The organism is Uliginosibacterium sp. 31-12, from assembly GCF_030548425.1.
In the GTDB taxonomy this organism is placed as follows: domain Bacteria; phylum Pseudomonadota; class Gammaproteobacteria; order Burkholderiales; family Rhodocyclaceae; genus Uliginosibacterium; species Uliginosibacterium aquaticum.
The window spans coordinates 590,829-614,696 of the sequence record NZ_JAUOOA010000001.1; the positions used below are offsets into that span (position 1 = coordinate 590,829).

Genomic DNA, 23,868 nt, shown 5'->3' on the forward strand with positions numbered 1-23,868 from the left:
TGATTGTTGTTCCTTTTTTTTGGGGCGGTCGGGTGTTAACGAATTTCAATCAAGTCGGGGAGCAATAAATGAGCAAGGTCTTTTCGGATAATTCGCAATCCATCGGCGCCACGCCGCTGATCCGCCTCAACCGCATTACGGACGGTGCGGGTGCCACCGTGCTGGGCAAAATCGAGGGGCGTAACCCCGCCTACTCGGTGAAGTGCCGCATCGGTGCAGCATTGATTGCCGATGCTGAGAAGCGTGGCCTGCTCGGGCCGGGTAAGGAGTTGGTCGAGCCCACCAGTGGCAATACCGGCATTGCGCTGGCCTTCGTGGCCGCAGCGCGCGGTATTCCGCTCACGCTGACGATGCCGGAAACCATGAGCCTTGAGCGCCGCAAGCTGCTGGTGGCCTATGGCGCCAAGCTGGTGCTGACCGAGGGCGCCAAGGGCATGAGCGGCGCGATTACGAAGGCAGAAGAAATTGCCGCGTCCGATCCCAAATATGTGTTGCTGCAGCAGTTCAAGAATCCAGCCAACCCGGCGATTCACGAAGCCACCACTGGCCCCGAAATCTGGGACGCGACCGATGGCGCAGTGGATATCTTTGTCGCTGGCGTGGGTACCGGCGGCACGATTACCGGCGTGTCCCGCTATATCAAGCAAGCCAAAGGCAAGGCGATCACCTCCGTAGCCGTTGAACCGGCCGCCAGTCCGGTGCTGACGCAGACGCGTAACGGCGAACCCGTGAAGCCCGGTCCGCACAAGATTCAGGGCATCGGCGCGGGCTTCGTGCCGGGCGTGCTGGATCTCTCGCTGGTGGATGCCATCGAGCAGGTCAGCAACGAAGACGCCGTTGAATACGCTCGTCGTCTGGCACGTGAAGAAGGCATCCTTTCCGGTATCTCAAGTGGTGCTGCTGCGGCTGCCGCAGTCAGGCTCGCTCAGAAGCCGGAGAACGTCGGCAAGACTATCGTGGTCATTCTGCCTGACTCAGGTGAGCGTTATCTGAGCTCGGTTCTGTTTGAAGGCTTGTTCGATGCAGCCGGGATTGCGGCATGAACATCGGGCTTTCGACACTGGACGGAGCCGGCGCCTCGGTGCTGGCTTCGGCCACACCGAACTGGGATCTGGACCGCGTCGTTGCCGGCCTGCGTGAAGTGCGCGAAGGCTGGCGTGAAGCCCAGCAACGCCGCCACGAGTACGGCGGGCGCGAGTTGCCGTCGCCGGAAACCTTGCGCCAGCTTCTGCTTGCCCTGCGCGGCGCGCTGTTTCCGATGCGCCTCGGTCCGGCCGACTTGCGGCAGGAAAGCGAGGATTTCTACGTCGGCCATACCCTGGATGCCGCGCTCAACAACTTGCTGGCGCAGGTGCGTCTGGAGTTGCGCTATGCGGCTCGCCAGATCAGCGTGGGAGCGACCACGATTGAATTGCATGCAGTAGGCATCGTGCGCGATTTCGCGACTGCCTTGCCAGATATCCGCCGCTTGCTCGATACCGATGTGGAAGCCGCTTTTCGGGGCGATCCGGCTGCGTGCAGCGTTGATGAAGTGCTGCTGTGCTACCCCGGCATCGTAGCGATGATTCATCACCGCATCGCTCACAAGCTGCATCAGCTTGGCGTGCCGCTTCTGGCACGCATCGTGGCGGAATTGGCGCATTCCGAAACCGGGATCGATATCCACCCTGGTGCGCAGATCGGCCCCGGCTTCTTCATCGATCACGGCACCGGCGTGGTGATTGGTGAGACCGCTGTGATCGGCCGCAATGTGCGCGTGTATCAGGCCGTCACCCTGGGCGCCAAGCGCTTTACCAGCGATGAGGAAGGCAAGCTGCACAAGGGCTTGCCGCGTCATCCGATTGTTGAAGATGACGTGGTGATCTACGCCGGCGCCTCGGTGCTGGGGCGCGTCACCATCGGCAAGGGCTCGGTGATTGGCGGCAATGTGTGGCTCACCCGCAGCGTGTCCGCAGGCAGCAACGTGACCCAGGCCAATTCCCAGCATGAAGTCCTGTCTCTCGGCGGAGGCATCTGAATCATGAATGCAGTCATCCGCTTCCCTTCCGTTGTGCGCCAGTTGCGCGAAGCGCGGGGCTGGTCGCAGGAAGAGCTTGCCGAACGGGCAGATCTGAATCGCTCTTATGTTGGAGAAATCGAGCGTGGCATTGCGATTCCGTCGCTGGTCACGGTGGGCAAGATTGCCAGCGGCTTCGAGTTGAGCCCCTCAACATTGCTCGCGCGCTGTGAGGGCTCTTGATGGCTATGCCATGTTGAGCATGTCTTAGCAGAAAGACATATTTCGTTCTGCTTATTTCTTATAAACCCCGGGAGTTTTCATGGCCGCAAATGAAGTCCAGCAAGCGCTTGGCGATAACGCCGCGCGCCAGTTAGCCAACGCAACCAAGACCGTACCGCAGCTTTCGATCATCACGCCGCGCTGGCTGACTCATCTGCTGCAGTGGCAACCCGTCGAGGCCGGTATCTACCGCCTCAACAAGGTGAAGAACCCTCTGGATGTGCAGGTGACCTGCACCCAGCGCGAGGGCTCCGGTGAGCTGCCGAATACCTTCGTCGACTACGAAGAAGCGCCGCGCGAATATTTCCTCAATGCAGTCAGCACCGTGCTCGACGTGCAGACCCGCGTGTCGGATCTCTATAGCAGCCCGCACGACCAGATCAAGGAACAACTGCGCCTGACGATCGAGACGATCAAGGAACGTCAGGAGTCCGAACTCATCAATAATCCGGACTACGGCCTGCTCGCCAGCGTGCATCCCGATCAGATCATCTACCCGCTCACCGGCGCGCCCACACCCGACGATCTCGACGAGTTGCTGACGAAAGTATGGAAAGAACCCGCCTTCTTCCTCACCCACCCGCTCGCCATCGCCGCCTTCGGCCGTGAGTGCACGCGCCGTGGCGTGCCGCCTCCCACCGTGTCGCTGTTCGGCTCGCAGTTCCTGACCTGGCGGGGCATTCCGCTGGTGCCGTCGGACAAGGTGCCTGTCGCGGATGGCAAGACCAAGATCCTGCTGATCCGCGTGGGCGAGAAGCGCCAGGGCGTGGTCGGCCTGTTCCAGCCGGGGCTGGCGGGCGAGCAGAGCCCGGGCCTGTCGGTGCGCTTCATGGGCATCAACCGCAACGCCATCGCGTCCTACCTGATTTCGCTGTACTGCTCGCTGGCCGTGCTGACCGACGACGCGCTCGCCGTGCTTGATGATGTGGAGATTGGCAAGTTCCATGACTACCCAGACACCTACAAGTAATCCTGCAGGCGCAGGCAGCTTGGGTGGAGTGTCGGGCCTGCCGGATGTGGCAAGCCTGGCGAAGCTGGCGGGCGAGTTCTTCTCAGCCTTACCTGGCAACACCGCGACGACCGCGCTGCCCGGTGGCGCCACCAATGGTTTGCCCCTTGGGCTGAGTCATCTGGGTGGTCCGTCGCAGCTCGCTACGCCGCCCCAGCCGTCCGAGCCGGTGCTGGCCCTCGGTGCGCGTGCCCCTGCGCTCGCTCCGGTTGCCCAGACGCAGACCGGGTTGCCAGAGAAGGCTGCCGATCACGGCGGAGCCTCGGCGCACAGCCCGGCTCAGGGCGTGCCGGAGGCTTATGCCGCTTCGCTGCCCAGCATCGATCTGCCGCAAGCCCCCGTGCAAGCGCCTGCAACGTCGCCCAGCTCACCGTATTACTTCCTCGGTGAAAAGAGCGCGTATCCGGTCGCTGGTGAAGTGGATGTACCGCGTGAAGATCGCGTGACAGCCCGTTCTTTCGGCTTGCCCGGTGAAGACGAGTTGCGTGAGTTGCTCGGTGGTGTGCCGCCAACCGCTGCTGCTCTGACTGCCGAACCTGCGAAGAAGGATCAGTGGTTTTACTTCACGGATCTGACTCGTAACGAGAATGGTCGCGCACCGGCATCGCAAGCTGGCGCACGTCCGCCTTTCGACGTGAACGCTGTGCGTCGCGACTTCCCGATCCTGCAGGAACGTGTGAACGGCAAGCAGCTGGTCTGGTTCGACAATGCCGCCACCACCCACAAGCCGCAGGCCGTGATCGACCGTCTCGCCTGGTTCTACGCCCACGAGAATTCCAATATTCACCGTGCGGCACATGAACTGGCAGCGCGGGCGACGGATGCCTACGAGGGCGCGCGCGACAAGGTGAAACGCTTCATCGGCGCCAGTTCGACCGAAGAGATCATCTTCGTGCGTGGTGCCACCGAAGCGATCAACCTGGTCGCCAAGACCTGGGGTGCGCAGAACGTCGGCGAGGGTGACGAGATCATCGTCTCCAACCTGGAACACCACGCCAACATCGTTCCCTGGCAGCAGCTGGCTGCCGCCAAGGGTGCGAAGTTGCGCGTGATTCCGGTGGATGACACGGGCCAGATCCTGCTCGACGAGTATCGCAAGCTGCTCAACGACAAGACCAAGATCGTCGCGGTGACGCAAGTCTCCAACGCGCTCGGCACCGTCACGCCGATCAAGGATATTGTCGCCCTCGCACACAGCGTGGGTGCCAAGGCTCTGGTCGATGGCGCACAGTCCGTGTCGCACATGCGGGTAAATGTGCAGCAGCTCGATGCCGACTTCTTCGTCTTCTCGGGCCACAAGATTTTCGGCCCGACCGGCATCGGCGTGGTTTACGGCAAGCGCGACATCCTCGAAAACATGCCGCCCTGGCAAGGTGGGGGCAACATGATTGCGGACGTCACGTTTGAGCGCACGATCTATCAGCCGCCCCCCAACCGCTTCGAAGCCGGCACAGGCAACATCGCGGATGCGGTCGGCCTTGGCGCAGCGCTGGATTATGTGGATCGCATCGGCATCGAGAATATCGGCAGCTACGAGCACGACCTGCTGGGATATTTCACCCAAGAGCTCAAGACGATTCCGGGCATCCGCCTGATCGGTACTGCGGCCGAGAAAGCCAGTGTCGCTTCCTTCGTGCTCAAGGGTTTCACCACGCAGGAAGTGGGCGAAGCACTGAATCGCGAAGGCATTGCGGTGCGCACCGGCCACCATTGCGCCCAGCCGATCCTGCGGCGCTTCGGTGTCGAGCAGACCGTGCGGCCCTCGCTGGCCTTCTACAACACCTGCGAAGAAGTGGATCGCATGGTGCGCGTGGTGTACCAGCTGGCGACTTCGCGTCGTTGAGCCTGTTGTAAACCATCACAAGCCGGCAGCCGGGAAACCGCTGCCGGCTTTTCATTTGAGCGATTACGCACATGGAATGCACCGTCAGCTGGGCCGGGGAGGCCCGTTTTGTCGCCTCAACCGGCAGTGGTCACGAAGTTCATATGGAAGGCGGGGCAGGGGAGCTGGGAGGCCGTAACCAGTTCCCGCGCCCGATGGAGTTGATCCTCGCGGGAGTAGTGGGCTGCACGGCGTATGACTTGTGAACTGCCCTTAAGCTTTCTACGCTCAATGCCTGGCGGCCAACGAAACGATGAATAGTGTTTGGCGCCTACGAAACTGGAAGTGAGGCGCAACGAAAAAGGCCTACAGCGTTGCTGTAGGCCTTTTCTGAGAATTTTCAGTCATTAACTCCAGACTGAAAAAATATTTGGTAGGCGGTATTGGACTCGAACCAACGACCCCGTCCGTGTGAAGGACGTGCTCTACCAACTGAGCTAACCGCCTGCATGACTGGGAAAAATTTCGTTCCCGTCAGAAGAGAGGCCGAATTATAGGGAAGCTTTTTCGGTTCGTCAAAGCTTTCATCGCTTAAAATGCACATCTTTCGTTTTGATGCTATTCCGTCAGCCATGAGCACTCCTGTTCGAACCCGTTTTGCCCCCAGCCCAACTGGCTTTCTGCACATCGGCGGCGCTCGCACTGCGCTGTTTTCCTGGGCCTTTGCACGTCGCCATGGAGGTCAGTTTGTCTTGCGTATTGAGGATACTGACGTTGCACGCTCTACGCCCGAAGCAGTCCAGGCCATCATTGATGGCATGAGCTGGCTGGAGCTGACCCACGACGAAGGTCCGTTCTATCAGATGCAGCGGATGGAGCGTTACAAGCAGGTGATTGGTGAAATGCTGGCGGCTGGAACGGCTTATCACTGTTACACCCAGCCGGAAGAACTCGAGGTAATCCGCGAGGCGCAACGTGCGCGTGGCGAGAAGCCTCGTTACGACGGTCGGTGGCGTCCGGAGCCTGGAAAGGTTTTGCCTGCTGTGCCGGAGGGACTGCATCCGGTGGTGCGTTTTAAGAATCCGCTCGAGGGAGTGGTGGCCTGGGACGATCTGGTTAAGGGGCATATCGAGATCTCCAATGCCGAACTGGATGATCTGGTTATCGCTCGTGCCGATGGCACGCCGACCTACAATTTCTGCGTGGTGGTGGATGACTGGGATATGCGTATCAGTCATGTGATTCGTGGCGATGATCATGTGAATAACACCCCGCGTCAGATCAATATCCTCAAGGCTCTGGGGGCGAGTGTGCCGCTGTATGCGCATCTCTCGATGATCCTGGGTGATGACGGTACCAAGCTTTCCAAGCGTCACGGGGCTGTCAGCGTGATGCAGTATGACGAAGAGGGTTTTCTGAAAGAGGCAGTGATCAACTATCTCGCGCGTCTGGGCTGGAGTCATGGCGACGAAGAGGTCTTCTCGCGCGAGCAGTTTGTCGAGTGGTTCGATCTGGATCACATCACGCCCTCAGCCGCGCAGTTCAATACAGAGAAGCTCAAGTGGCTGAATGCGCATTACATCAAGCAGACTGAGCCGTCAGTGTTGGCGGCGGATGTGGCGAAGCGCCTGGCCGCTCGCGCGGTGAGTGTTGAGGGTGGGCCGGAGCTGGCTGCCGTTGTGGCACTGTACAGGGAGCGTGTATCAACCCTGGTTGAGCTGGCTGATTCGGTGGAGTCATACTTCGTCGAGGTGGCGCCGTCTGCTGAGTTGGCGGCCCAGCACCTGACCGAAAGCGCCTGTTCGGCACTGGCGTTGCTGGCTAGCAAGCTTGCTCTCGTGAGCTGGGATAAGGCAGCCTTGAGCGCGTTGATCAAGGAAACCTGCAGCGAATTGGGTCTGAAAATGCCCCAGCTTGCAATTCCGCTGCGCGTGAAGCTGCTTGGTGTGGCGCAAACGCCGTCGATCGATGCCGTCCTGGAGGTGCTGGGGCGTGAGCGGGTGCTGGCGCGTTTGAGGTAAGGCGAGCAGCCTAGCTGCACTCTCTTGGAGGGTGCAGCCCGCCCGCTGCGTGGCGAGGCGCCGAGAACAGCGTTGCTTGCTTCTGTTGCGCTAGATCAGCGCGTTTTGTCGCGCATGAGGCGTTGCTTCTCGCGTTCCCAGTCGCGTTCTTTTTCGGATTCGCGCTTGTCGTATTGCTTCTTGCCCTTTGCCAGGCCGATTTCCATCTTGACTCTGCCCTTGCTGTAGTGCAGGTCGAGTGGTACCAGTGTGAAGCCGGCGCGTTCAACCTTGCCGATCAATTTGTCGATCTCGTTCGCGTGCAGCAGGACTTTGCGGGTGCGGACCGGGTCAGGCTTGACGTGGGTGGAGGCGGCGAGTAGCGGGCTGATATGCATGCCGATGATGAAAATCTCGCCGCTGCGAATCAGTACGTAGGCTTCCTTGATCTGCGCGCGGCCGGCACGGATGGCCTTTACCTCCCAGCCTTCCAGAACAAGGCCGGCTTCGAAGCGTTCCTCGATGAAGTAGTCGTGAAAGGCTTTGCGATTGTCAATGATGCTCATGATGCTGCGTGGCTGCAGTGTTGGCGCGTGATCCGCTAGAATCGCGCATTCTAGCAGCGACGCAGCAGGCAGCCTCAATCGCATGGCCGAAATCAGAAAGTCCGTTCTTGTTGAGCATGGTGCCGACGCTATGTTCAGGCTCGTTGATGGCGTGGAGGATTACGCAGCCTTTCTGCCCTGGTGTGGCGGGGGCGAGGTACTTGAGCGCAGTGTGGAGCATGTGGTGGCGGTGGTGCATATTCGCTATCACGGGATCAAGGCGCATTTTTCTACTGTGAATGAAATCGAACCTGGCCGGCGCATCCGCATGCGTTTGCGCGAAGGACCGTTTCGCAAGCTTGATGGGGAGTGGAACTTCACTCCGCTTACTGAGGCGGCTTGCAAAGTGGAGTTTGTTTTGCATTACGAGTTTTCCAGCAGCCTGCTTGAAAAGGTGTTGGGGCCGGTGTTCAGCCAGATTACCGGCAGTTTCGTAGAGGCCTTTATCCGGCGCGCCGATCAGTTGGCCGCTCAGGGTTCCGGAGCTGTATTCAAATGAAAATTGAAGTCTGTTATGCCTTGCCCGAAAAGCAGGAGTTGGTCAGTCTGCAGCTGGCTGAGGGTGCGAATATTGAGCAGGCGCTAAAAGCGTGTGGCCTGCTTCAGAAACACCCGGAGATCACGCTCGAGCAAGGAAAATTCGGCGTGTATGGAAAAATTTGCCGACTTGATACGGTTTTGCGTGATGGTGACCGGATCGAAATCTACCGCCCTTTGATTGCTGATCCGAAAGAGGTGCGTCGCAAACGTGCTGAAGAGGGTAAGGTCATGAAAAAGGGTGGCGGAGAACTGTAAAAACGCAAAAGGCCCGCAACGCGGCAATGCTGTTCAGTTAAGCCTGAGCGGCATTTTTCTTGATGGAGCTGATGCGCTCATCGTTCCGTCCAGGCAAGGCGAGCTCCAGCACCTCCGCCACACTCACAATTGAGTGCTCCCTGAGCAGCGACCCCCAACATCCGCCAGATGGCTTGCTTCGTGGGCAAGCGACGATTGCGCATAGTAGCCATGTTGCTCATCTGTAATGCCTGCTCAACCCAGTGCTGCGGGCCACTCCGTTGCTCAGGGGGCTCAACGTCGTGGGGGTCGCTCAGGTACTCTTGCAGCGGCTGGGCCATCCACTGGCTGCAAGGGGCTCAGCTTTGTTGTCATGTCCTGCACTTTACAAAAAACAAAGGCCCCGAGGGGGCCTTTGGCTTAACTTGGCGGCAATGGTCTGAAGGCGGCCTTGCTGACAGTCAGGCTTACTTGCAGTCCTTGGCCAGTTGTGCCTTGCTGCGAGAGATTTCAGCCTGCATCTGTGAATCATCCATTGGGATGTTTTCGCCTTTTTCGTTGGCCTTGCCGACTCGGCCACCGCGTTCGAGCATTGCTATGTTGCGCCGCAGGTCGGAGCAGTAGCGCTCCTTGTCGGCCTTGGCTTCTTGTTCCTTCTTCAGTTTTGCGTCAGCTTCTGCTTTCTCGGCCTGTCGCTGCTTGAAGTCGCGGTCGCGCTCCTCCCATCCTTTGGGGCCGGAGGCTTTTGCTTCAGGCACGCCGGAGGCGTTGGCTGCTGGAGGGCTGCCAGCGCTCTTGGGGGCGGCTGCAGGCTCTGGAACCATGTTGTTGCGCACGGTTTTGGCATCAGTGTTGGGGGGCGGCTGGTCAGAGAAATGGGTGCGGCCACTGCTGTCTTTCCATGTATAGACTTGGGCGCCAGCTACCACAGGGAGTGTGCAGGCCAAGGTGATGGCGAGAAGCTTCAGTTTCATGGTGAGTCCTTGAAGGGAGTGCAGGGCCGCCGCTCGGTTTTGCCGGATGGCCCTCCGCCTGTATAATGCCGATTTGCCGGTAAGGATTATAAACATGCGTTTGATCCAGAAGGCGCTGACCTTCGACGATGTTCTCCTGGTCCCCGCCCATTCCAATGTTCTGCCGCGTGACGTCAGCCTTGCTACGCGCCTGACACGTAATATCAGCCTCAACATTCCGCTGGTTTCCGCAGCGATGGATACCGTAACCGAATCCCGCCTGGCGATTGCTTTGGCGCAGGAGGGTGGTATCGGCATCATTCACAAGAACCTTACACCCAAGCAGCAGGCTCAGGAAGTGGCGCGGGTCAAACGGTTTGAATCCGGTGTCCTGCGTGATCCGATCACTATTCCGCCGACGCTGACCGTTCGTGAAGTGACTGCGCTTACTCGCCAGCACAAGATTTCAGGCTTGCCTGTTGTCGAAGGCAAGAAGGTGGTTGGCATCGTCACCAACCGTGATTTGCGCTTCGAAACCAATCTCGATCAGCCTGTATCGTCCATCATGACCCCGCGCGAGCGTCTGGTGACTATCCAGGAAGGGGCGTCGCTCGACGAAGCTAAGGCGCTGATGCACAAGAGTCGCCTTGAACGTGTGCTGGTGCTTAAGGCTAACGGTGATCTGTATGGCTTGATCACGGTGAAGGATATCCAGAAGGCGACCGAGCATCCGCTTGCTGCCAAGGATGCTCAGGGCCGCTTGCGAGTAGGGGCCGCGGTGGGTGTGGGCGAAGGCACTGAAGAGCGCTGTGAGTTGCTGGCTGAGGCGGGCGTGGATCTGATCGTGGTGGATACTGCGCATGGTCATTCGCAAGGTGTGCTGAGCCGCGTGAATTGGGTCAAGAAGAATTTCCCGCAAGTGGAAGTGATCGGCGGCAATATTGCGACAGCCGCCGCTGCGCTGGCTTTGGTGGATGCCGGAGCCGATGCAGTCAAGGTTGGTATCGGTCCGGGCTCGATCTGTACGACACGTATCGTCGCCGGGGTTGGCGTGCCGCAAATCACTGCAATCGATAACGTGGCCAACGCCTTGGCGGCTCACGGCGTGCCTTTCATTGCCGATGGTGGCATTCGCTACTCGGGTGACATCTCCAAAGCCATTGCGGCTGGCGCCAACTGCGTGATGCTTGGCGGTCTGTTCGCCGGAACCGAAGAGGCGCCGGGTGAGACTGTGCTGTTCCAAGGCCGCAGTTACAAGTCTTACCGCGGTATGGGGTCTCTCGGCGCCATGCAGCAGGGGTCGGCGGATCGCTACTTTCAGGACAACGAAGGCGGTAACGCTGAGAAGCTGGTTCCAGAGGGTATTGAGGGGCGCGTGGCCTACAAGGGACCGGTGGGTGCGGTAATCCATCAATTGATGGGTGGCCTGCGCTCTTCGATGGGCTATGTGGGCTGCAGCAGCATCGAAGAGATGCGCGCCAAGGCCGAATTCGTGGAAATTACTTCGGCAGGTATCCGGGAGTCTCATGTCCATGACGTGCAGATCACCAAGGAAGCGCCGAATTACCAGCACATGGACTGAGTTGCACGGGCCGTCTTCTGACGGCCTGCTCTCAAGACTTCCGGAAATTACTTGATGAATCACCCCGCATCTGCACCTGAACAGCAATCCAAGGGGCGTAGTGCGGGGATCGGTTTCATCATGATCACCGTGCTGATCGACATGATTTCGATCGGTTTGATCATCCCGGTGTTGCCGGCGCTGGTCGGCAGTTTTACCCGTAATCCGGTTGAGCAAGCCTGGTGGTATGGAGCAGTGGCGTTTGCTTTTGGTTTTGCCAACTTCATCGGCTCACCGCTTCTTGGCGCGCTGTCGGATCGCTATGGCCGACGTCCTGTACTGCTGCTTGGCTTCTGCGGTTTGGCTCTGAATTTCTTTGCGACAGCCTTGGCGACTTCACTTTGGATGCTGGTGGCGGTTCGCTTGGTTGGCGGCGCCATGCAGGCCAATGCGGCGGTGGCGAATGCCTATGTGGCCGATATCACACCACCTGAGCAGCGAGCGCGCCGCTTCGGCATGCTTGGGGCCATGTTTGGCATGGGCTTTATTCTCGGCCCCGTGATGGGCGGCATTCTTGGTGCCATCAATTTGCATCTGCCGTTCTTCGCCGCAGGTTCGCTGGCTATCCTGAACTGGTTGTATGGTTATTTCGTACTGCCCGAATCTTTGCCGCTTGAGCGTCGCAAGCCGATCCAATGGCGTACTGCGGTTAATCCTGTTGCATCCTTGCGCAAGTTGAATCAACTCAAGGGGGTGGGGCCGTTGGTGGCAGTGATTGCGCTGGCTTCGCTGGCCCAATTCACCTTGCATACAAGCTGGGTTCTGTCCAATAGCTTCCGCTTTGGCTGGGGGCCGGGTGAAAACGGTTGGTCGCTGTTTGCGGTAGGGGTCATGTCTGTGATCGTGCAGGGTTTCCTGCTCAAACATTTCTTGCGCTGGTTCGGTGCTCGCAAGCTGGCTGCGATCGGGCTTGCGTCGGGGGCTGTTGCTTACTTCCTGTGGGGTATGGCGACCCAGGGCTGGATGATGTACGCAGTGATCGGCTGCAATGTGCTGGCATTTGGCGCCATGGCTGCCGTACAAAGCCTGATTTCAAACTCGGCTGAAGCCCATAATCAGGGGCAGACCATGGGGGCTGTATCTTCGCTCAATAGCCTGATGGCTGTGCTAGCGCCAATGCTTGGTGCTCCATTGTTGGCCACCGTCTCGCATCTGCCGCCGCATGACTGGCGTGTTGGCGCGCCTTTCTTTTTCTGTGCTGCACTGCAGGCCGCCGCTGCCGTGTTGGCCATGCGTTATCTGATGACGCACAAAGCCACGCTGGCGGCCGCTGCGGCCGCTGCTTCCTCTGTTCCCGATTCCGCCACGCCCTGATCCATCATGCACAAGATCCTTATTCTCGATTTCGGTTCCCAAGTTAGCCAGTTGATCGCACGTCGCGTGCGTGAAGCACATGTCTATTGCGAACTGCACTCCTTTGATGTCTCCATCGACTTCATTCGCGACTTTAATCCCACCGGCATCATCCTGTCCGGCGGTCCGAATTCGGTTTACGAGAGTGATTACCAGGCCGATCCGAAACTTTTCGAACTGGGCGTGCCGGTCCTGGGGATCTGCTACGGCATGCAATGGATGGCGCAAGCGCTGGGTGGCAAGGTTGAAGCGGGCAAAGTGCGTGAGTTTGGTTTTGCGGAGATCCAGTCGCACGGCGGCGCGTTGTTTGAGCACCTTGAAGACCGGGCTGGCGATGCAGGGGAAAAATTCCTCGAAGTCTGGATGAGCCACGGTGACAAGGTCACCGCGTTGCCTGCCGGCTTCAAAATCATCGCCAGCAACGCGGCGTGTCCGATCGCAGCCATTGCTGATGAAGACCGCGGCTTCTATGCCGTGCAGTTTCACCCTGAGGTGACGCACACCCTCAAGGGGCGTGACATGCTTAATCGCTTCGTGCTGCAGATCTGCAAGGTGGAGCCGTCCTGGACCATGCCGAACTACATCGATCAGGCCGTTGCGAAGATCCGCGAGCAGGTCGGTTCCGATGAAGTAATTCTGGGCTTGTCCGGTGGTGTTGATTCTTCTGTGGCGGCTGCGCTGATTCATCGTGCGATTGGCGACCAACTCACCTGTGTGTTTGTTGATAACGGTCTGCTGCGCCTGAACGAAGGCGAGCAGGTCATGAACATCTTCAACAAGCATCTTGGCGTGAAGGTCATCCACGTGAACGCCACCGAGCAGTTCATGGGCCATCTTGCGGGCGTGACTGATCCGGAAGCCAAGCGCAAGATCATCGGCCGCGAGTTCGTTGAAGTTTTCCAGGCCGAATCCGCCAAGCTGCCCAGCGCCAAGTGGCTGGCGCAAGGCACGATCTACCCGGATGTGATCGAGTCGGCTGGTGCCAAGACCAAGAAGGCCCACACCATCAAGAGTCACCACAACGTCGGTGGCTTGCCGGATACGTTGAAGCTGAGCCTGCTGGAGCCGCTGCGCGAGCTGTTCAAGGATGAAGTGCGCGAGCTGGGCGTGGCGCTGGGCCTGCCGCACGAGATGGTCTATCGTCACCCGTTCCCGGGGCCGGGCCTTGGCGTGCGCGTGCTGGGCGAAGTGAAGAAAGAATACTGCGACCTGCTGCGCCGCGCGGATGCCATCTTCATCGATGAGCTGCGCGCTTTCGACTGGTACGATAAGACCAGCCAGGCCTTCGCGGTATTTCTGCCGGTCAAGAGCGTCGGCGTGATGGGCGATGGCCGCACCTACGAATACGTCGTAGCCCTGCGGGCTGTGTGCACCTCTGACTTCATGACCGCCAAGTGGGCCGAACTACCCTATGAGCTGCTGGGCAAGGTCAGCAACCGCATCATCAACGAGGTGCGTGGTATTAATCGCGTGGTCTACGACGTGTCGGGAAAGCCGCCGGCTACGATCGAGTGGGAATAAGGCGCGGCCCATGCCTGCTTTCTCGCGCCTGATGGCTAGGTTTCTGCCCGGCGCGCTGCTCGGGTTTGCGCAACGCCTGCGTTTTCCTCAATTGTTCTTGCTGACATTTGGGTTGTTCCTGTTGGACTTGTTGTTGCCGGATTTCATTCCCTTTCTGGATGAGGTCCTGCTGGGCATGTTGACCCTGATGCTCGCCGTATGGAAGCAGCGCAAGGAGCCTAAATGAGTGAGCGAGACGAAAACTTCATGCGCGAAGCGCTGGCCTTGGCGCGTGAAGCTGGCGCGCTGGACGAGGTGCCTGTTGGTGCGCTCGTGGTGCTGGATGGCCAGATCGTTGGACGGGGCTTCAATCACCCGATTGGTCGGCATGATCCGACCGCGCACGCTGAGGTCATGGCGCTGCGCGATGCGGCGACGAATCTTGGCAATTATCGATTACCCGGATGCGAGTTGTACGTTACGCTGGAACCTTGTGCAATGTGCAGCGGCGCTATTTTTCATGCCCGGATTGCCCGGGTGGTGTATGGCGCGAAGGATCCGAAAACCGGCGTGGCCGGCAGCGTATTTGATCTCTATGCAGAGAATCGCCTTAATCATCACGCGAGCATAGAGGGTGGCGTGCTGGCAGAGGAGTGCGGGCAGATGCTCTCGGCCTTTTTCGCGGCTAAACGCCAGCGCGTGATGACGGCCTGAGGGCAGAGGGCGTGGATCTTCGCGTCAGTATCAAAACCCAAAGTATGACTTTGCATGATGCGGCAGGGGCCACCATCCGCCGCTATGCCATATCGACTGCCGCGCTTGGCGTTGGCGAGAAGGCCGGGAGTTATCAGACTCCACGCGGGCAGCACCTTGTTCGTGCCAAGATTGGTGGAGGGCAGCCGCAAGATGCGGTTTTCAAGGGGCGTCGCCCGACCGGAGAAATCTGGACGCCACAGCTTCATGCTCAATTTCCTGAGCGGGATTGGATCCTGAGCCGAATTCTGTGGCTGTCCGGTACCGAAATTGGCAGCAATCGGTTGGGGGGCGTCGATAGCATGCGCCGCTACATTTACATTCACGGCACACCAGACAGTGAGCCGATGGGCGTGCCCGCCTCGCATGGTTGTATACGCATGCGCAACCGGGATGTTATCGAGCTCTTCGATTTAGTCCCGGTCGGTACGCTAGTGCTGATCGAGGCCTAGTCGATCGAGTAGGGCAGGGGGGCCAGGCTCAGGAGCGGGCCGTCTGGTGCGCCAAGATGTACTTCGCCAGCTTCGAAGGCCGAGATCTGCATCACGGCCAGCAGATCCACGCCTGCAACAGGCGAGGGTTCCAGCGCGACCAGCTTGCCGCATGATTGTGCGCCGAACTCCGGCGCATACAGATCGTTGCCGATGTCCGCATTGTCGGCTGAGGCGAGATGCGCGCGATACATGCGTTTCTTCAGCTTGCCGAGATATTGCGTGCGCGCAACGATTTCCTGCCCGGGGTAGCAGCCCTTCTGGAAGTTCACCCCGCCGAGCAATTCGAAGTTGAGCATCTGGGCCACGAATTCGTCTTGTGTCTTTGATGTTATCAGTGGCAGGCCAGCCTGAATGTCCAGCCAGCGCCAAGCCGCAGTACCGGCTGGTTTGGCGCCGGCGCCGGTCAATGCTTGCCAGAGCTTTTCAACGTTTTGTGCAGGGCAATCAATGATGTAGCGTGATCCGTCGAGGTGGATCACGCGCGCCTCTCCTTGTGATACATCCAGCGCGTTACTGGGTTCAGCAAGCCCCGCCGCCGCAAGTGCGGCGCCGGCTCCCGTGCCTGCCAGCCCCAGCAGGACGCGCTCGCTGCTGGCGTCTGCAAGTTTCACCTTGGCGCGGAGTACGTACATCGACAGCTTCTTCAGGATGCTGGCGTGCAGGTCTGCGGACAGTGCCAGCAGATAGCCATCCGTGCTGTGCCAGGCAATGAAGCTTGCCAGCATGCGGCCTTTGGGGCTGTTCAGGCTGTTGTGCTGAGCACGTCCAGGCGGAAGTTTCTTGACATCATTTGAGCCGAGGTTGTGCAGGAAGCTGGCGGATTCTTCGCCGGTAGCCGAAATCAGGCCAAGGTGGCTCAGTGGCGTGAGAACCGTATCGTTGGCAGCGAGCGCTGTTTCGTCACGAGCGGGGAGAAAGCTTACGTACGCCGCGTCGAAGCTGGCGCCTTGGGTTTGCAGAAATGCTTGCCATTCTGAGGTCATGGTATTTGTCCGGAGGGGGCTGTCTGGGGGTTTCCGTTATTATACGAGGCCGCCGGGCCCGCCCGGCTTCAAGCCCTTCGTATTGTCGATGCTGCGCATTCTTGTCCGTTTCCTGAAGCTGTGTGTATTGCTGAGCGTTCTGCTGCTTGCGACTGGTGCGTGGTTAGGTAGTCAGCCGCTGACCATGCGGAGCAACGCCGTGGATTTCGAGATTGTGCGTGGTGATTCCATGAAGCAAGTTTCGCGCACGGTGGCTGATGCAGGCATTAATGTCTGGCCGCCAGTGCTGACCTGGCTGGCTCGCCTTTCAGGGCACTCCATTCGTATCAAGGCTGGCAGCTATCGTATCGACAAGCCGATTACGGCCTGGGAGCTAGTCCAATTGATGTCGACGGGCGCCAATGCGTACGCAGATGTCACGATTGTCGAGGGTTGGAGTTTTGCCCGCCTGCGCGCCGTGCTCAATACTCACCCTGAGCTGAAGCATGACTCAGCCCAATTAAGCGATGCAGAGCTCATGCACCGGCTCGATCTCGCTGGTAAGACTCCAGAAGGTCTCTTTGCCCCCGACACCTACAGTTTTTCGCGCGGCGCCAGTGACTTCGACTTGCTGCTGCGCGCTCGCCAGAGGATGGATGGGGTGCTGCGGGACGCTTGGGAAAAGCGAGCGGCGGGGTTGCCTTTTAAGATGCCGTACGAGGCCTTGATCCTGGCCTCTGTGGTCGAAAAAGAAACGGGTCGAGCCGCGGACCGGGCTTTGATAGCGTCGGTATTCATCAATCGCTTGCGCATTGGCATGCCCTTGCAGAGTGACCCTACTGTCATCTATGGCATGGGAGCTAGCTTCGATGGCAATCTTCGCCGGCGCGATTTGCAGGCCGATACTCCGTACAACTCCTATACACGCGCCGGCTTGCCACCTACTCCCATAGCATTGCCGGGACAGGCTGCCTTGCAGGCTACCTTGAATCCCGTTCCCAGCAATTATCTTTACTTCGTGGCACGGGGTGATGGCAGCAGCGAGTTCTCACGTACGCTGGATGAACATAACCGCGCTGTGGCGCGCTACCAGAGAGCAGGCAGGAAATCATGACGATGCGTGGCCGTTTCATCACCTTTGAGGGTATTGATGGTGCTGGTAAGAGTACCCAGATTGCAGCCACCATAGACTGGGTGCGTTCGCACGCTTACGAGGTCGTGCAATCGCGAGAGCCTGGTGGTACGCCGCTTGGGGAACAATTGCGCGAACTTCTGCTACACGAATCCATGCATCTCGAAACCGAGGCTTTACTGATGTTTGCGGCGCGTCGCGAGCATTTGGTGCAACTCATCGAGCCAGCTTTGAAGCGAGGGGCTTGGGTTGTATGCGACCGTTTCAGCGACGCGACTTTTGCCTATCAAAGTGGCGGGCGGGGGCTGCCCGCGGAAAAATTTTTGGAGCTGGAGGCGTGGGTGCATCCTGGGCTTCAGCCGGATCTGACTTTCCTGTTTGATCTGCCGCCTGAAATCGCGGCACAGCGTTTGGTCAGTGGTCGGGCGCATGCAGACCGCTTTGAACTCGAGCAAAGAGATTTTTTCGAGCGGGTGCGCAATGCTTATCTCTTGCGCGCAGAGCAAAGTGGCGGGCGGATTGTCGTGATCAATTCAGCGCGTGAGCCAGAGCTTGTTTGTGCGGATGTGCTGGTCCATTTGGAGGAGCGTTTCGCATGAGTCTTGAAGCTTTGCCGGAATGGTTGCAACCCTTGTGGCGTGATCTGCGGGCGCGTGATGGGCGCTTGCCGCATGCCTTGTTGTTTTGTGGTCCATCAGGAAGTGGCAAGCGTTTGTTTGCCGAGCATCTGGCGCGAGCATTGCTGTGTCAGCAGCCGGGTGCTCACGGGAGCGCCTGCGGTCAGTGCCCGGATTGCACCTGGATTGCTTCGGGGAATCATCCAGATTTTTTTACCCTGATTCCAGCGGCTGACGAAGCTCTGGCTGATGATGAAGGGGAGGGTGGTGACGGGGGGAAAAAGGAAAAGGCGAAATCCACCCAGATCGTCATTGACCAGGTGCGCGGTCTTCAGGCTTCGCTTGAAGTGGGGGCGGGCGGGCATGCAGGGGGGCGCCGGATTGTTATTGTCGATCCGGCTGAGGCCATGAATACGGCTGCTGCAAATGCCCTATTGAAGTCGCTCGAAGAGCCGAACGGCTTGGCTATGTATTTGATGCTTAGTCATGCGCCTCGTCGTTTGTTGCCGACTATCCGCAGTCGTTGCCAAGTGATCGACTTTCCGCGTCCGGATACCGCTGAGGCCGTGGGATGGATGAAGCGTGCAGGCATTGTCAATCCAGCGCTGCTCGGGTTTGCCAGTGGTCTGCCATTGGCGGCTAGAGAACTCGCCTCAGGACCGCTGCAGCTCTCTCGCCAGCAACTTGCAGCCGACTTGTCCAATATGCGTGGGCGCGATCCTTTGCGCCTCGCTGCTGACTGGGAAGCGCGCCTGAAGGCCAAAGGGGCTGCCGAGGCTGGCTTCACGATGAGTGTTTTGTTGTCCTGGCTGCAGCGCTGGCTCAGTGATGGGGTGCGGGTGGCTCAGGGTTTGTCGCCTCGTTTTTTTGCCGATCATGCTGCTGAATTGCAGCAATTGGCGCGCGGTAATGGGGATGCATGGCTGCACTGCTATCGGGAGATGAACGCCCATCGTCCGTTGGCGCAACACCCGCTTAATCAACGCTTGTTTCTTGAGGAAATCGCTCTAAATCTGTACCGGCGCTTATTGACCCGCTGAGTCGGGCCCTGGATAGAGCCAGCTCATTTCGGCGGCTTACGCGGCGCTGCGGCTTGACCATCAATGAGGGGGCTTGTTATAAAACCGGTTCTGACAAAGGTTTGCCGCCGGAGTGAGATATCGTACCGGCGATTGATGGAATGACTATCGCAGTTTCAACGCTCAAACATCGAGGGGGTTGTTGTGAACAAATCCGAATTGGTAGAAGTCATCGCGAAGCAGGCAGATATTTCGAAGGCAGCCGCTGGGCGGGCTCTGGATGCCGCCATCGCAGCCATCAAGCAATCCCTGAAGAAGAACAATGATGTCACGCTCGTCGGCTTCGGGACATTTTCTGTCGGAAAACGCGCTGCTCGAACAGGCCGTAACCCCCGTACTGGCGCTGCGATCAAGATCAAGGCAGCAAAAGTTCCTAAATTTCGCCCTGGCAAAGCATTGAAAGATGCTTTAAACTGATCGGCTTAGTGAGCGCTGGTAGCGCTTCGGTTGGGGGCGCTTAGCTCAGTTGGTAGAGCGCCTCCCTTACAAGGAGGATGTCGGCGGTTCGAGCCCGTCAGCGCCCACCAAGTATCCGGTGCTTGCTGTGTTTCAGGTTTTCGCGGAGTGGTAGTTCAGTCGGTTAGAATACCGGCCTGTCACGCCGGGGGTCGCGGGTTCGAGTCCCGTCCACTCCGCCAGATTCAAGACAAAGGCGAACCACGGTTCGCCTTTGTCATATGTGCCGGTCTTCATCCTGCAACTTCTTACTGGTCGCTCATCAATCATGTTTGACGCCGTTCGTAATAATCCCAAAATTGTCCAGCTCTTTCTGGCGCTGATTACGCTGCCCTTTGCCTTCTTCGGCGTTGATGCCTATTTCCGCAATGGCGGCCCGGGTGCCGATGCGGTCGCAAAGGTGGGCAAGGTGGAAATTTCGAGCTACCAGTTGGATCAAGCTGTGCGTGATCAGGAGAACTCCTTGCGCGAGCAGCTGGGTGGAGCGTTTGACAAGGCCTACGTAGAAAGCCCTGCATTCAAGACAGCAGTTCTTGACCGCCTGATCAACGAGACGGCGCTCAAGGGCAGCATCGCTGATAGCCGTTTGGTGGTCAGCGCGGAAGCCGTGCAGAGCTACATCAAGAGCGAGCGCGAGTTTCAGGAAAACGGCCAGTTCTCCTTCCCCATGTATGAAGCTAGGGTGCGTGCCATGGGTCTAACGCCAGCCGCCTTTGAGCAGCGAGTACGGGAAGGGATGGCGCAGCAACAGCTCATGCTTCCGATTGCATACAGTGCATTTGCGCCTGCGCCCAGTGTGCAGTACTTCCTGGCGCTTGAAGCAGAAGAGCGTAGCGTGGCTGAGCTGGTATTCGATGCTGCGGGTTACGCTAGCAAGGTCAAGTTGACTGATGATGCAGCGCGCAAATACTACGATGCTAACCAGGCGCGCTTCCAGACGCCGGAGCAGGTAAGACTTGAGTACATTCAGCTGAGTCTCGAAAGCATTACGCGTAATCTGAATGTTACTGAGGCGGACGCCCGCAAGTGGTACGACGAAAACCAGAAGGCATTTGAGGGTTCGGAAGAGCGCCGTGCCAGCCATATTCTGGTCCAGGTGCCTGCTGATGCAAAGCCTGAGGTTCGGGCTGCCGCGCGCAAGAAAGCGGAAGACATTCTGGCTCAAGTGAAATCGATGCCGGCCAAGTTTGCTGAGCTTGCCAAGAGTGCTTCAGATGATCCTGGATCTGCCGAAAAGGGTGGCGATCTGGGCTTTTTCGGTCGCGGCGCAATGGTCAAGCCTTTCGAGGATGCTGCCTTTGCTTTGAAGCAGCGTGAGATTTCGGGCCTGGTGGAAACTGAGTTTGGCTATCACATCATCCAGCTGACTGATAGTCGTGGCGGCAAAGCCAAGAGTTATGACGAAGTCAAGGCTGATGCTATGGCCGGGGCGCGTAAGCAGATGGGTAATCAGCGCTTTGCAGAGTTGGCAGACCAGTTCGGGAACATGGTTTACGAGCAGCCGGATGCGTTGAAGCCGGTGGCTGACAAGTTCTCTTTGCCACTGGTTCAGACCGATTGGCTGGCGCGTGAGGCGTTGCCTCCGCTGCTTCGTAACGCCAAACTTCAGGCGGCTTTGTTTTCGGCTGACTCCCTGCAGAATCGGCGCAATACCGAAGCGGTTGATCTGGGAAATGGGGTGGTCATTTCTGCCCGCATTCTGGATCATAAGCCGGTTGCGACACGTAGTTTTGATGAAGTGAAGTCGCAGGCCGAAGAGTTGGCGCGTGCCGAAGAGGCTTCCAGGCTTGCTTTGGCTGACGGCGAGGTTGCCCTCAAGAAACTGCAGGCTGGCGAAGTCGTGTCAGGAGGATGGAAATCAGCAAAGAGCGTAAAGCGTGGAAGCCCCGAGTTGAGCGCCGATTCACGCAAAGCTATTTTTGCGGTTTCGACTGACAAATTTCCGGTTTACGCAGGCAGTGCTCATGGCGATGCCTACTCGGTGTACCGTATCGAGAAGGTGAATAAAGGGGCGGAAGTTGCTCCGGCTGAGTTGGTGGAGGCGCGGCGTCAGTTTGCATTGACTTTGGGTCAGGAAGACTTGCGTGCTTACATTGCCGGTATCCGCAATCGCCAAGGAGTGCAAGTCAAGACGCGTGAAGCAACGAAGGCAGACTGACCAAGTTTTGTTGATGAAAAAGCCCGCGCATAAGCGCGGGCTTTTTCATTTCTGGTGCCTGATGATCAGAGTTCTAAGCGCCTGATGGTGAGTGTGAGGTGCTAAACACTGGCTGCACAAAAATGTACTTGATTTTTTATACAGTACTGTATAAAAATACATTTGTGCACAGGAGCCAAACATGAATAACGAACTTACCCGACGCCAGCAGGACATTCTGGATTTTATCCGCGGGAAAATTGTCGAGAGCGGCATTCCTCCTACCCGCGTTGAAATTTCTGCGGCTTTTGGCTTTGCGTCGCCGAATGCTGCTGAGAGCCATTTGCGTGCATTGGCGCAAAAAGGAGCTATCAGGCTGGAGTCGGGCTCTGCACGTGGTATCCGCCTGCTGCAGGATGCGATTGAGCAGGAGCAGGAGAAAGGCTTGCCTCTGATTGGACGTGTCGCGGCAGGCTCGCCCATTCTGGCTCAGGAGCATATCCAGCGTCACTTGCCGGTGGATCCCGGTATGTTCTCTCCAAGAGCTGACTACTTATTGCAGGTGCGCGGACTCTCCATGATCAATGCGGGCATTCTGGAAGGAGATTTACTTGCTGTTCATCGCTGCAGTGAAGCGCGGGATGGTCAGATTGTTGTGGCTCGGGTAGAGGATGAGGTGACAGTGAAGCGATTGCAGCGTCGCCCGCACGGCATTGTCGAGTTGATTGCAGAAAACCCGGATTTTCAACCAATCGTGATCAATACCAAGGACCAAGCACTGGTCATTGAAGGACTTGCCGTTGGTTTGATTCGCGATGTATTTACGCGTCTTTAAGAGTTTTTGTCCTTTCTGGGTGTTCCATAATTTCAGGAAATCAAGGAGTTGTAGCAAATGAAGTCGTCACACAACTATTCAGTCGTTGCTCACAGTCCTTTGCTGGCACAGGCTCAAGCGTGCAAGCCCATCACTGGGGAGGCTGCATTGGCCGTACGGATGTCAATCAAGCCGATGGCGATTCTTGACGTTGTACGCCGACGTGGCCGCAGCTGGGGCCTCCTCGCGCAATACGAAGAGGGGCGTCTGGGTTTGTCTCGCTGAAATCAAGCTTCTATGCGCAGCCCAAGCGACTGGAGCTGTGCAAAAATTTCCGGGTGTAAGGGGACGCCAGCAAGCAGATTGTGCTTGCGCTCCTGCCAGCCGCGCTCGCCCGGCCATGTAAATGGGCGGGCGGCTTCACCAAGGTAGCTTAGATAGCTGTCCACTCGCACATGCAGGGTTTCAAGCCCTCCAAACGCATCCGGATTCATTGCGATGAAGAGCTTGCAGGAGTTCGGATCGAGGCCGCTGCGATCCTTTTCTACAATTTCATGGCCGAAAGCTCCGCCAGCCAGTGCAGCGGTCATGAGTTCCATTATCAGCGCCAGACCTGCACCTTTATGACCGCCAAACGGTAACACTGCGCCGCACAGGATCGCTTTCGCGTCCGTGCTGGGCTGTCCATTGGCATCAAGGCCCCACCCCGCTGGCAGCTCCCGCCCCTCTCGTAGCCAAGTTCCGACCTTGCCGACAGCGGCTTGGCTCATCGCTATATCCAGTACAAGAGGCTCCGCTCCGTTGCTGCGTGGCAGTGCTATGGCAAGTGGATTGTTGCCAATAATCTTGCTTGTGGCTCCCCAGGCGGCCATGGTCGGCATGGCATTGGTTGTGCATAAACCGATCATGCCGGCTTGTGCGGCGTGGCAGGCGTAAGCATGAGCACGCCCCCAATGAGTTGTATGCATGGCGAGGCATGCGCCAATGCCGAATTCGCGTGCGCGCTCAACTGCCTGATCCATTGCGCGGATTGAAACGCTGCGGCCGGGGCCATTATCACCATCCATCATGCAAGTAGCAGCGAAGCCAGTTTTCAGGCTGATCTGCGGTTTGGCAGTGGCGCGCCCGTCTTTAAGCGCGGCGAGCAGTCCTGGAAGCATCCGCACGCCATGAGAAGGAACTCCATGCAGGTCCGCTTCGATCATTATTGATGCTTCTTCGGCTGCCATTACGGCTTCCATTCCCGCTCGTTCCAAGACATTTGAGATAAGTCTAGCGAGTTGTTGATGATCGATTCGGATTGGCGTGTCCATGGGGGCCTTTCTGGAAAGTCTGAAGTGTAAATCCCCTCCAAAGCTCTTGTTCCTGGGGCTAGTGCCTACGGATTGCCACGCAGGCTCAAGATTTCTCCTTGGCGGACGTTACTCCCTTACAGGCGCCAGTATCAAGACTCCTGTGTTTCTCGGTTTCGGGCCGCTGTAAAGCGGCCCGCTTATGTTCTAGTCGTGA

Annotated in this window: 26 protein-coding genes and 3 tRNA genes; 23 read left to right on the forward strand and 6 right to left on the reverse strand. The window is 58.2% G+C overall.

Annotated elements, in window-relative coordinates:
• The first annotated feature begins 68 nt into the window (after positions 1-68).
• The 6 genes from cysK (at position 69) to Q3Y64_RS02730 (ending at position 5,375) form a co-directional block, all read left to right on the forward strand.
• On the forward strand, positions 69-1,043 hold the full coding sequence (gene cysK / locus Q3Y64_RS02705) for a cysteine synthase A (protein ID WP_303560010.1): 975 nt from the start codon (positions 69-71) through the stop codon (positions 1,041-1,043).
• 41 nt (positions 1,044-1,084) lie between these two features.
• Positions 1,085-2,017 (forward strand): serine O-acetyltransferase EpsC, encoded by a 933-nt coding sequence (epsC, locus tag Q3Y64_RS02710; protein WP_368506643.1) that lies wholly within the window; start codon positions 1,085-1,087, stop codon positions 2,015-2,017.
• Positions 2,018-2,020: 3 nt separating this feature from the next.
• The gene (locus Q3Y64_RS02715) at positions 2,021-2,239 is read left to right on the forward strand and encodes a helix-turn-helix domain-containing protein (protein ID WP_303560014.1); all 219 of its coding nucleotides are present in this window, start codon (positions 2,021-2,023) and stop codon (positions 2,237-2,239) included.
• Between the two features lie 79 nt (positions 2,240-2,318).
• Positions 2,319-3,248 carry a family 2A encapsulin nanocompartment shell protein gene (locus Q3Y64_RS02720; protein WP_303560015.1) on the forward strand — a complete coding sequence of 310 codons (930 nt, stop codon included), beginning with the start codon at positions 2,319-2,321 and terminating at the stop codon, positions 3,246-3,248.
• On the forward strand, positions 3,223-5,130 hold the full coding sequence (locus Q3Y64_RS02725) for a family 2A encapsulin nanocompartment cargo protein cysteine desulfurase (protein WP_303560017.1): 1,908 nt from the start codon (positions 3,223-3,225) through the stop codon (positions 5,128-5,130). The genes Q3Y64_RS02720 and Q3Y64_RS02725 overlap by 26 nt, the downstream gene beginning before the upstream one ends.
• A gap of 71 nt (positions 5,131-5,201) precedes the next feature.
• Positions 5,202-5,375 (forward strand): OsmC family protein, encoded by a 174-nt coding sequence (locus Q3Y64_RS02730; RefSeq protein ID WP_368506635.1) that lies wholly within the window; start codon positions 5,202-5,204, stop codon positions 5,373-5,375.
• 165 nt (positions 5,376-5,540) lie between these two features.
• Here Q3Y64_RS02730 and Q3Y64_RS02735 read toward each other — a convergent pair.
• A tRNA-Val gene (locus tag Q3Y64_RS02735) sits at positions 5,541-5,616 on the reverse strand.
• A gap of 125 nt (positions 5,617-5,741) precedes the next feature.
• Here Q3Y64_RS02735 and gltX point away from each other — a divergent pair.
• The gene (gltX, locus tag Q3Y64_RS02740) at positions 5,742-7,130 is read left to right on the forward strand and encodes a glutamate--tRNA ligase (protein WP_303560019.1); all 1,389 of its coding nucleotides are present in this window, start codon (positions 5,742-5,744) and stop codon (positions 7,128-7,130) included.
• 95 nt (positions 7,131-7,225) lie between these two features.
• Here the strand turns inward: gltX and smpB are convergent, their stop codons facing one another.
• On the reverse strand, positions 7,226-7,675 hold the full coding sequence (gene smpB / locus Q3Y64_RS02745) for an SsrA-binding protein SmpB (RefSeq protein ID WP_170021534.1): 450 nt from the start codon (positions 7,673-7,675) through the stop codon (positions 7,226-7,228).
• 82 nt (positions 7,676-7,757) lie between these two features.
• Here smpB and Q3Y64_RS02750 point away from each other — a divergent pair, with 82 nt between their 5' ends.
• Both Q3Y64_RS02750 and Q3Y64_RS02755 read left to right on the forward strand, forming a co-directional pair.
• The gene (locus Q3Y64_RS02750) at positions 7,758-8,213 is read left to right on the forward strand and encodes a type II toxin-antitoxin system RatA family toxin (protein ID WP_303560022.1); all 456 of its coding nucleotides are present in this window, start codon (positions 7,758-7,760) and stop codon (positions 8,211-8,213) included.
• On the forward strand, positions 8,210-8,509 hold the full coding sequence (locus tag Q3Y64_RS02755; protein WP_101942738.1) for an RnfH family protein: 300 nt from the start codon (positions 8,210-8,212) through the stop codon (positions 8,507-8,509). Before Q3Y64_RS02750 ends, Q3Y64_RS02755 begins: the two co-directional genes overlap by 4 nt.
• Positions 8,510-8,586: 77 nt before the next feature.
• On the opposite strand, the gene Q3Y64_RS19475 is transcribed toward Q3Y64_RS02755, so the two are convergent.
• Positions 8,587-8,829: a transposase domain-containing protein gene (locus tag Q3Y64_RS19475; RefSeq protein WP_368506636.1), complete on the reverse strand. Its 243-nt coding sequence runs from the start codon at positions 8,827-8,829 to the stop codon at positions 8,587-8,589.
• A gap of 126 nt (positions 8,830-8,955) precedes the next feature.
• Positions 8,956-9,558 (reverse strand): DUF4124 domain-containing protein, encoded by a 603-nt coding sequence (locus tag Q3Y64_RS02760; protein WP_101942739.1) that lies wholly within the window; start codon positions 9,556-9,558, stop codon positions 8,956-8,958.
• On the opposite strand from Q3Y64_RS02760, the gene guaB reads away from it, so the two are divergent.
• Genes guaB through Q3Y64_RS02790 form a run of 6 tightly spaced genes read left to right on the forward strand, consistent with a single transcriptional unit; the run spans position 9,557 to position 15,120 of the window.
• Complete coding sequence (gene guaB / locus Q3Y64_RS02765; RefSeq protein WP_101942740.1) at positions 9,557-11,023, forward strand: IMP dehydrogenase; 1,467 nt, start codon at positions 9,557-9,559, stop codon at positions 11,021-11,023. The genes Q3Y64_RS02760 and guaB overlap by 2 nt on opposite strands.
• A 54-nt stretch (positions 11,024-11,077) precedes the next feature.
• Positions 11,078-12,376, forward strand: a complete 1,299-nt coding sequence (locus tag Q3Y64_RS02770; protein WP_101942741.1) for an MFS transporter — start codon at positions 11,078-11,080, stop codon at positions 12,374-12,376.
• 6 nt (positions 12,377-12,382) lie between these two features.
• A complete protein-coding gene (guaA, locus tag Q3Y64_RS02775) occupies positions 12,383-13,936 on the forward strand; it encodes a glutamine-hydrolyzing GMP synthase (protein WP_101942742.1) in 1,554 nt (517 codons plus the stop codon).
• 10 nt (positions 13,937-13,946) lie between these two features.
• A complete protein-coding gene (locus Q3Y64_RS02780; protein ID WP_216821765.1) occupies positions 13,947-14,162 on the forward strand; it encodes a DUF6116 family protein in 216 nt (71 codons plus the stop codon).
• Positions 14,159-14,629, forward strand: a complete 471-nt coding sequence (gene tadA, locus Q3Y64_RS02785; RefSeq protein ID WP_101943444.1) for a tRNA adenosine(34) deaminase TadA — start codon at positions 14,159-14,161, stop codon at positions 14,627-14,629. The genes Q3Y64_RS02780 and tadA overlap by 4 nt, the downstream gene beginning before the upstream one ends.
• 11 nt (positions 14,630-14,640) lie before the next feature.
• Positions 14,641-15,120 carry a L,D-transpeptidase gene (locus tag Q3Y64_RS02790; RefSeq protein ID WP_101943445.1) on the forward strand — a complete coding sequence of 160 codons (480 nt, stop codon included), beginning with the start codon at positions 14,641-14,643 and terminating at the stop codon, positions 15,118-15,120.
• Here the strand turns inward: Q3Y64_RS02790 and Q3Y64_RS02795 are convergent.
• Positions 15,117-16,145: a folate-binding protein YgfZ gene (locus Q3Y64_RS02795; RefSeq protein WP_101943446.1), complete on the reverse strand. Its 1,029-nt coding sequence runs from the start codon at positions 16,143-16,145 to the stop codon at positions 15,117-15,119. The genes Q3Y64_RS02790 and Q3Y64_RS02795 overlap by 4 nt on opposite strands.
• Before the next feature lie 88 nt (positions 16,146-16,233).
• Here Q3Y64_RS02795 and mltG point away from each other — a divergent pair, with 88 nt between their 5' ends.
• The 8 genes from mltG (at position 16,234) to lexA (ending at position 22,380) form a co-directional block, all read left to right on the forward strand.
• The gene (gene mltG, locus Q3Y64_RS02800; protein ID WP_101943694.1) at positions 16,234-17,238 is read left to right on the forward strand and encodes an endolytic transglycosylase MltG; all 1,005 of its coding nucleotides are present in this window, start codon (positions 16,234-16,236) and stop codon (positions 17,236-17,238) included.
• Positions 17,235-17,855 carry a dTMP kinase gene (tmk, locus tag Q3Y64_RS02805; RefSeq protein WP_101943447.1) on the forward strand — a complete coding sequence of 207 codons (621 nt, stop codon included), beginning with the start codon at positions 17,235-17,237 and terminating at the stop codon, positions 17,853-17,855. The genes mltG and tmk overlap by 4 nt, the downstream gene beginning before the upstream one ends.
• Complete coding sequence (gene holB, locus Q3Y64_RS02810; RefSeq protein WP_101943448.1) at positions 17,852-18,913, forward strand: DNA polymerase III subunit delta'; 1,062 nt, start codon at positions 17,852-17,854, stop codon at positions 18,911-18,913. Before tmk ends, holB begins: the two co-directional genes overlap by 4 nt.
• Positions 18,914-19,096: 183 nt before the next feature.
• The gene (locus Q3Y64_RS02815) at positions 19,097-19,369 is read left to right on the forward strand and encodes an HU family DNA-binding protein (protein ID WP_101943449.1); all 273 of its coding nucleotides are present in this window, start codon (positions 19,097-19,099) and stop codon (positions 19,367-19,369) included.
• 34 nt (positions 19,370-19,403) lie between these two features.
• A tRNA-Val gene (locus Q3Y64_RS02820) sits at positions 19,404-19,479 on the forward strand.
• Between the two features lie 34 nt (positions 19,480-19,513).
• Positions 19,514-19,590 (forward strand) — tRNA-Asp (locus Q3Y64_RS02825).
• Between the two features lie 41 nt (positions 19,591-19,631).
• Positions 19,632-21,566: a SurA N-terminal domain-containing protein gene (locus Q3Y64_RS02830; protein ID WP_303560039.1), complete on the forward strand. Its 1,935-nt coding sequence runs from the start codon at positions 19,632-19,634 to the stop codon at positions 21,564-21,566.
• 181 nt (positions 21,567-21,747) lie between these two features.
• Positions 21,748-22,380, forward strand: a complete 633-nt coding sequence (gene lexA, locus Q3Y64_RS02835; RefSeq protein ID WP_303560041.1) for a transcriptional repressor LexA — start codon at positions 21,748-21,750, stop codon at positions 22,378-22,380.
• Positions 22,381-22,646: 266 nt separating this feature from the next.
• Here the strand turns inward: lexA and Q3Y64_RS02840 are convergent, their stop codons facing one another.
• Entirely contained in the window at positions 22,647-23,672 is a 1,026-nt protein-coding gene (locus Q3Y64_RS02840) for an Ldh family oxidoreductase (RefSeq protein ID WP_303560042.1), read from the reverse strand.
• Positions 23,673-23,868: the final 196 nt, after the last annotated feature.

What these genes read in the sequence shown, in the direction of transcription:
- Q3Y64_RS02760 (WP_101942739.1), bottom strand. Translation starts at nt 9,558, where the DNA reads ATGTTTATAATCCTTACCGGCAAATCGGCATTATACAGGCGGAGGGCC.
- Q3Y64_RS02750 (WP_303560022.1), top strand. Translation starts at nt 7,758, where the DNA reads ATGGCCGAAATCAGAAAGTCCGTTCTTGTTGAGCATGGTGCCGACGCT.
- Q3Y64_RS02795 (WP_101943446.1), bottom strand. Translation starts at nt 16,145, where the DNA reads ATGACCTCAGAATGGCAAGCATTTCTGCAAACCCAAGGCGCCAGCTTC.
- cysK (WP_303560010.1), top strand. Translation starts at nt 69, where the DNA reads ATGAGCAAGGTCTTTTCGGATAATTCGCAATCCATCGGCGCCACGCCG.
- Q3Y64_RS02770 (WP_101942741.1), top strand. Translation starts at nt 11,078, where the DNA reads ATGAATCACCCCGCATCTGCACCTGAACAGCAATCCAAGGGGCGTAGT.
- tadA (WP_101943444.1), top strand. Translation starts at nt 14,159, where the DNA reads ATGAGTGAGCGAGACGAAAACTTCATGCGCGAAGCGCTGGCCTTGGCG.
- Q3Y64_RS02730 (WP_368506635.1), top strand. Translation starts at nt 5,202, where the DNA reads ATGGAATGCACCGTCAGCTGGGCCGGGGAGGCCCGTTTTGTCGCCTCA.
- guaB (WP_101942740.1), top strand. Translation starts at nt 9,557, where the DNA reads ATGCGTTTGATCCAGAAGGCGCTGACCTTCGACGATGTTCTCCTGGTC.
- Q3Y64_RS02720 (WP_303560015.1), top strand. Translation starts at nt 2,319, where the DNA reads ATGGCCGCAAATGAAGTCCAGCAAGCGCTTGGCGATAACGCCGCGCGC.
- Q3Y64_RS02715 (WP_303560014.1), top strand. Translation starts at nt 2,021, where the DNA reads ATGAATGCAGTCATCCGCTTCCCTTCCGTTGTGCGCCAGTTGCGCGAA.
- gltX (WP_303560019.1), top strand. Translation starts at nt 5,742, where the DNA reads ATGAGCACTCCTGTTCGAACCCGTTTTGCCCCCAGCCCAACTGGCTTT.
- lexA (WP_303560041.1), top strand. Translation starts at nt 21,748, where the DNA reads ATGAATAACGAACTTACCCGACGCCAGCAGGACATTCTGGATTTTATC.
- tmk (WP_101943447.1), top strand. Translation starts at nt 17,235, where the DNA reads ATGACGATGCGTGGCCGTTTCATCACCTTTGAGGGTATTGATGGTGCT.
- Q3Y64_RS19475 (WP_368506636.1), bottom strand. Translation starts at nt 8,829, where the DNA reads ATGGCCCAGCCGCTGCAAGAGTACCTGAGCGACCCCCACGACGTTGAG.
- guaA (WP_101942742.1), top strand. Translation starts at nt 12,383, where the DNA reads ATGCACAAGATCCTTATTCTCGATTTCGGTTCCCAAGTTAGCCAGTTG.
- smpB (WP_170021534.1), bottom strand. Translation starts at nt 7,675, where the DNA reads ATGAGCATCATTGACAATCGCAAAGCCTTTCACGACTACTTCATCGAG.
- Q3Y64_RS02840 (WP_303560042.1), bottom strand. Translation starts at nt 23,672, where the DNA reads ATGGACACGCCAATCCGAATCGATCATCAACAACTCGCTAGACTTATC.
- Q3Y64_RS02780 (WP_216821765.1), top strand. Translation starts at nt 13,947, where the DNA reads ATGCCTGCTTTCTCGCGCCTGATGGCTAGGTTTCTGCCCGGCGCGCTG.
- Q3Y64_RS02755 (WP_101942738.1), top strand. Translation starts at nt 8,210, where the DNA reads ATGAAAATTGAAGTCTGTTATGCCTTGCCCGAAAAGCAGGAGTTGGTC.
- holB (WP_101943448.1), top strand. Translation starts at nt 17,852, where the DNA reads ATGAGTCTTGAAGCTTTGCCGGAATGGTTGCAACCCTTGTGGCGTGAT.
- Q3Y64_RS02725 (WP_303560017.1), top strand. Translation starts at nt 3,223, where the DNA reads ATGACTACCCAGACACCTACAAGTAATCCTGCAGGCGCAGGCAGCTTG.
- mltG (WP_101943694.1), top strand. Translation starts at nt 16,234, where the DNA reads ATGCTGCGCATTCTTGTCCGTTTCCTGAAGCTGTGTGTATTGCTGAGC.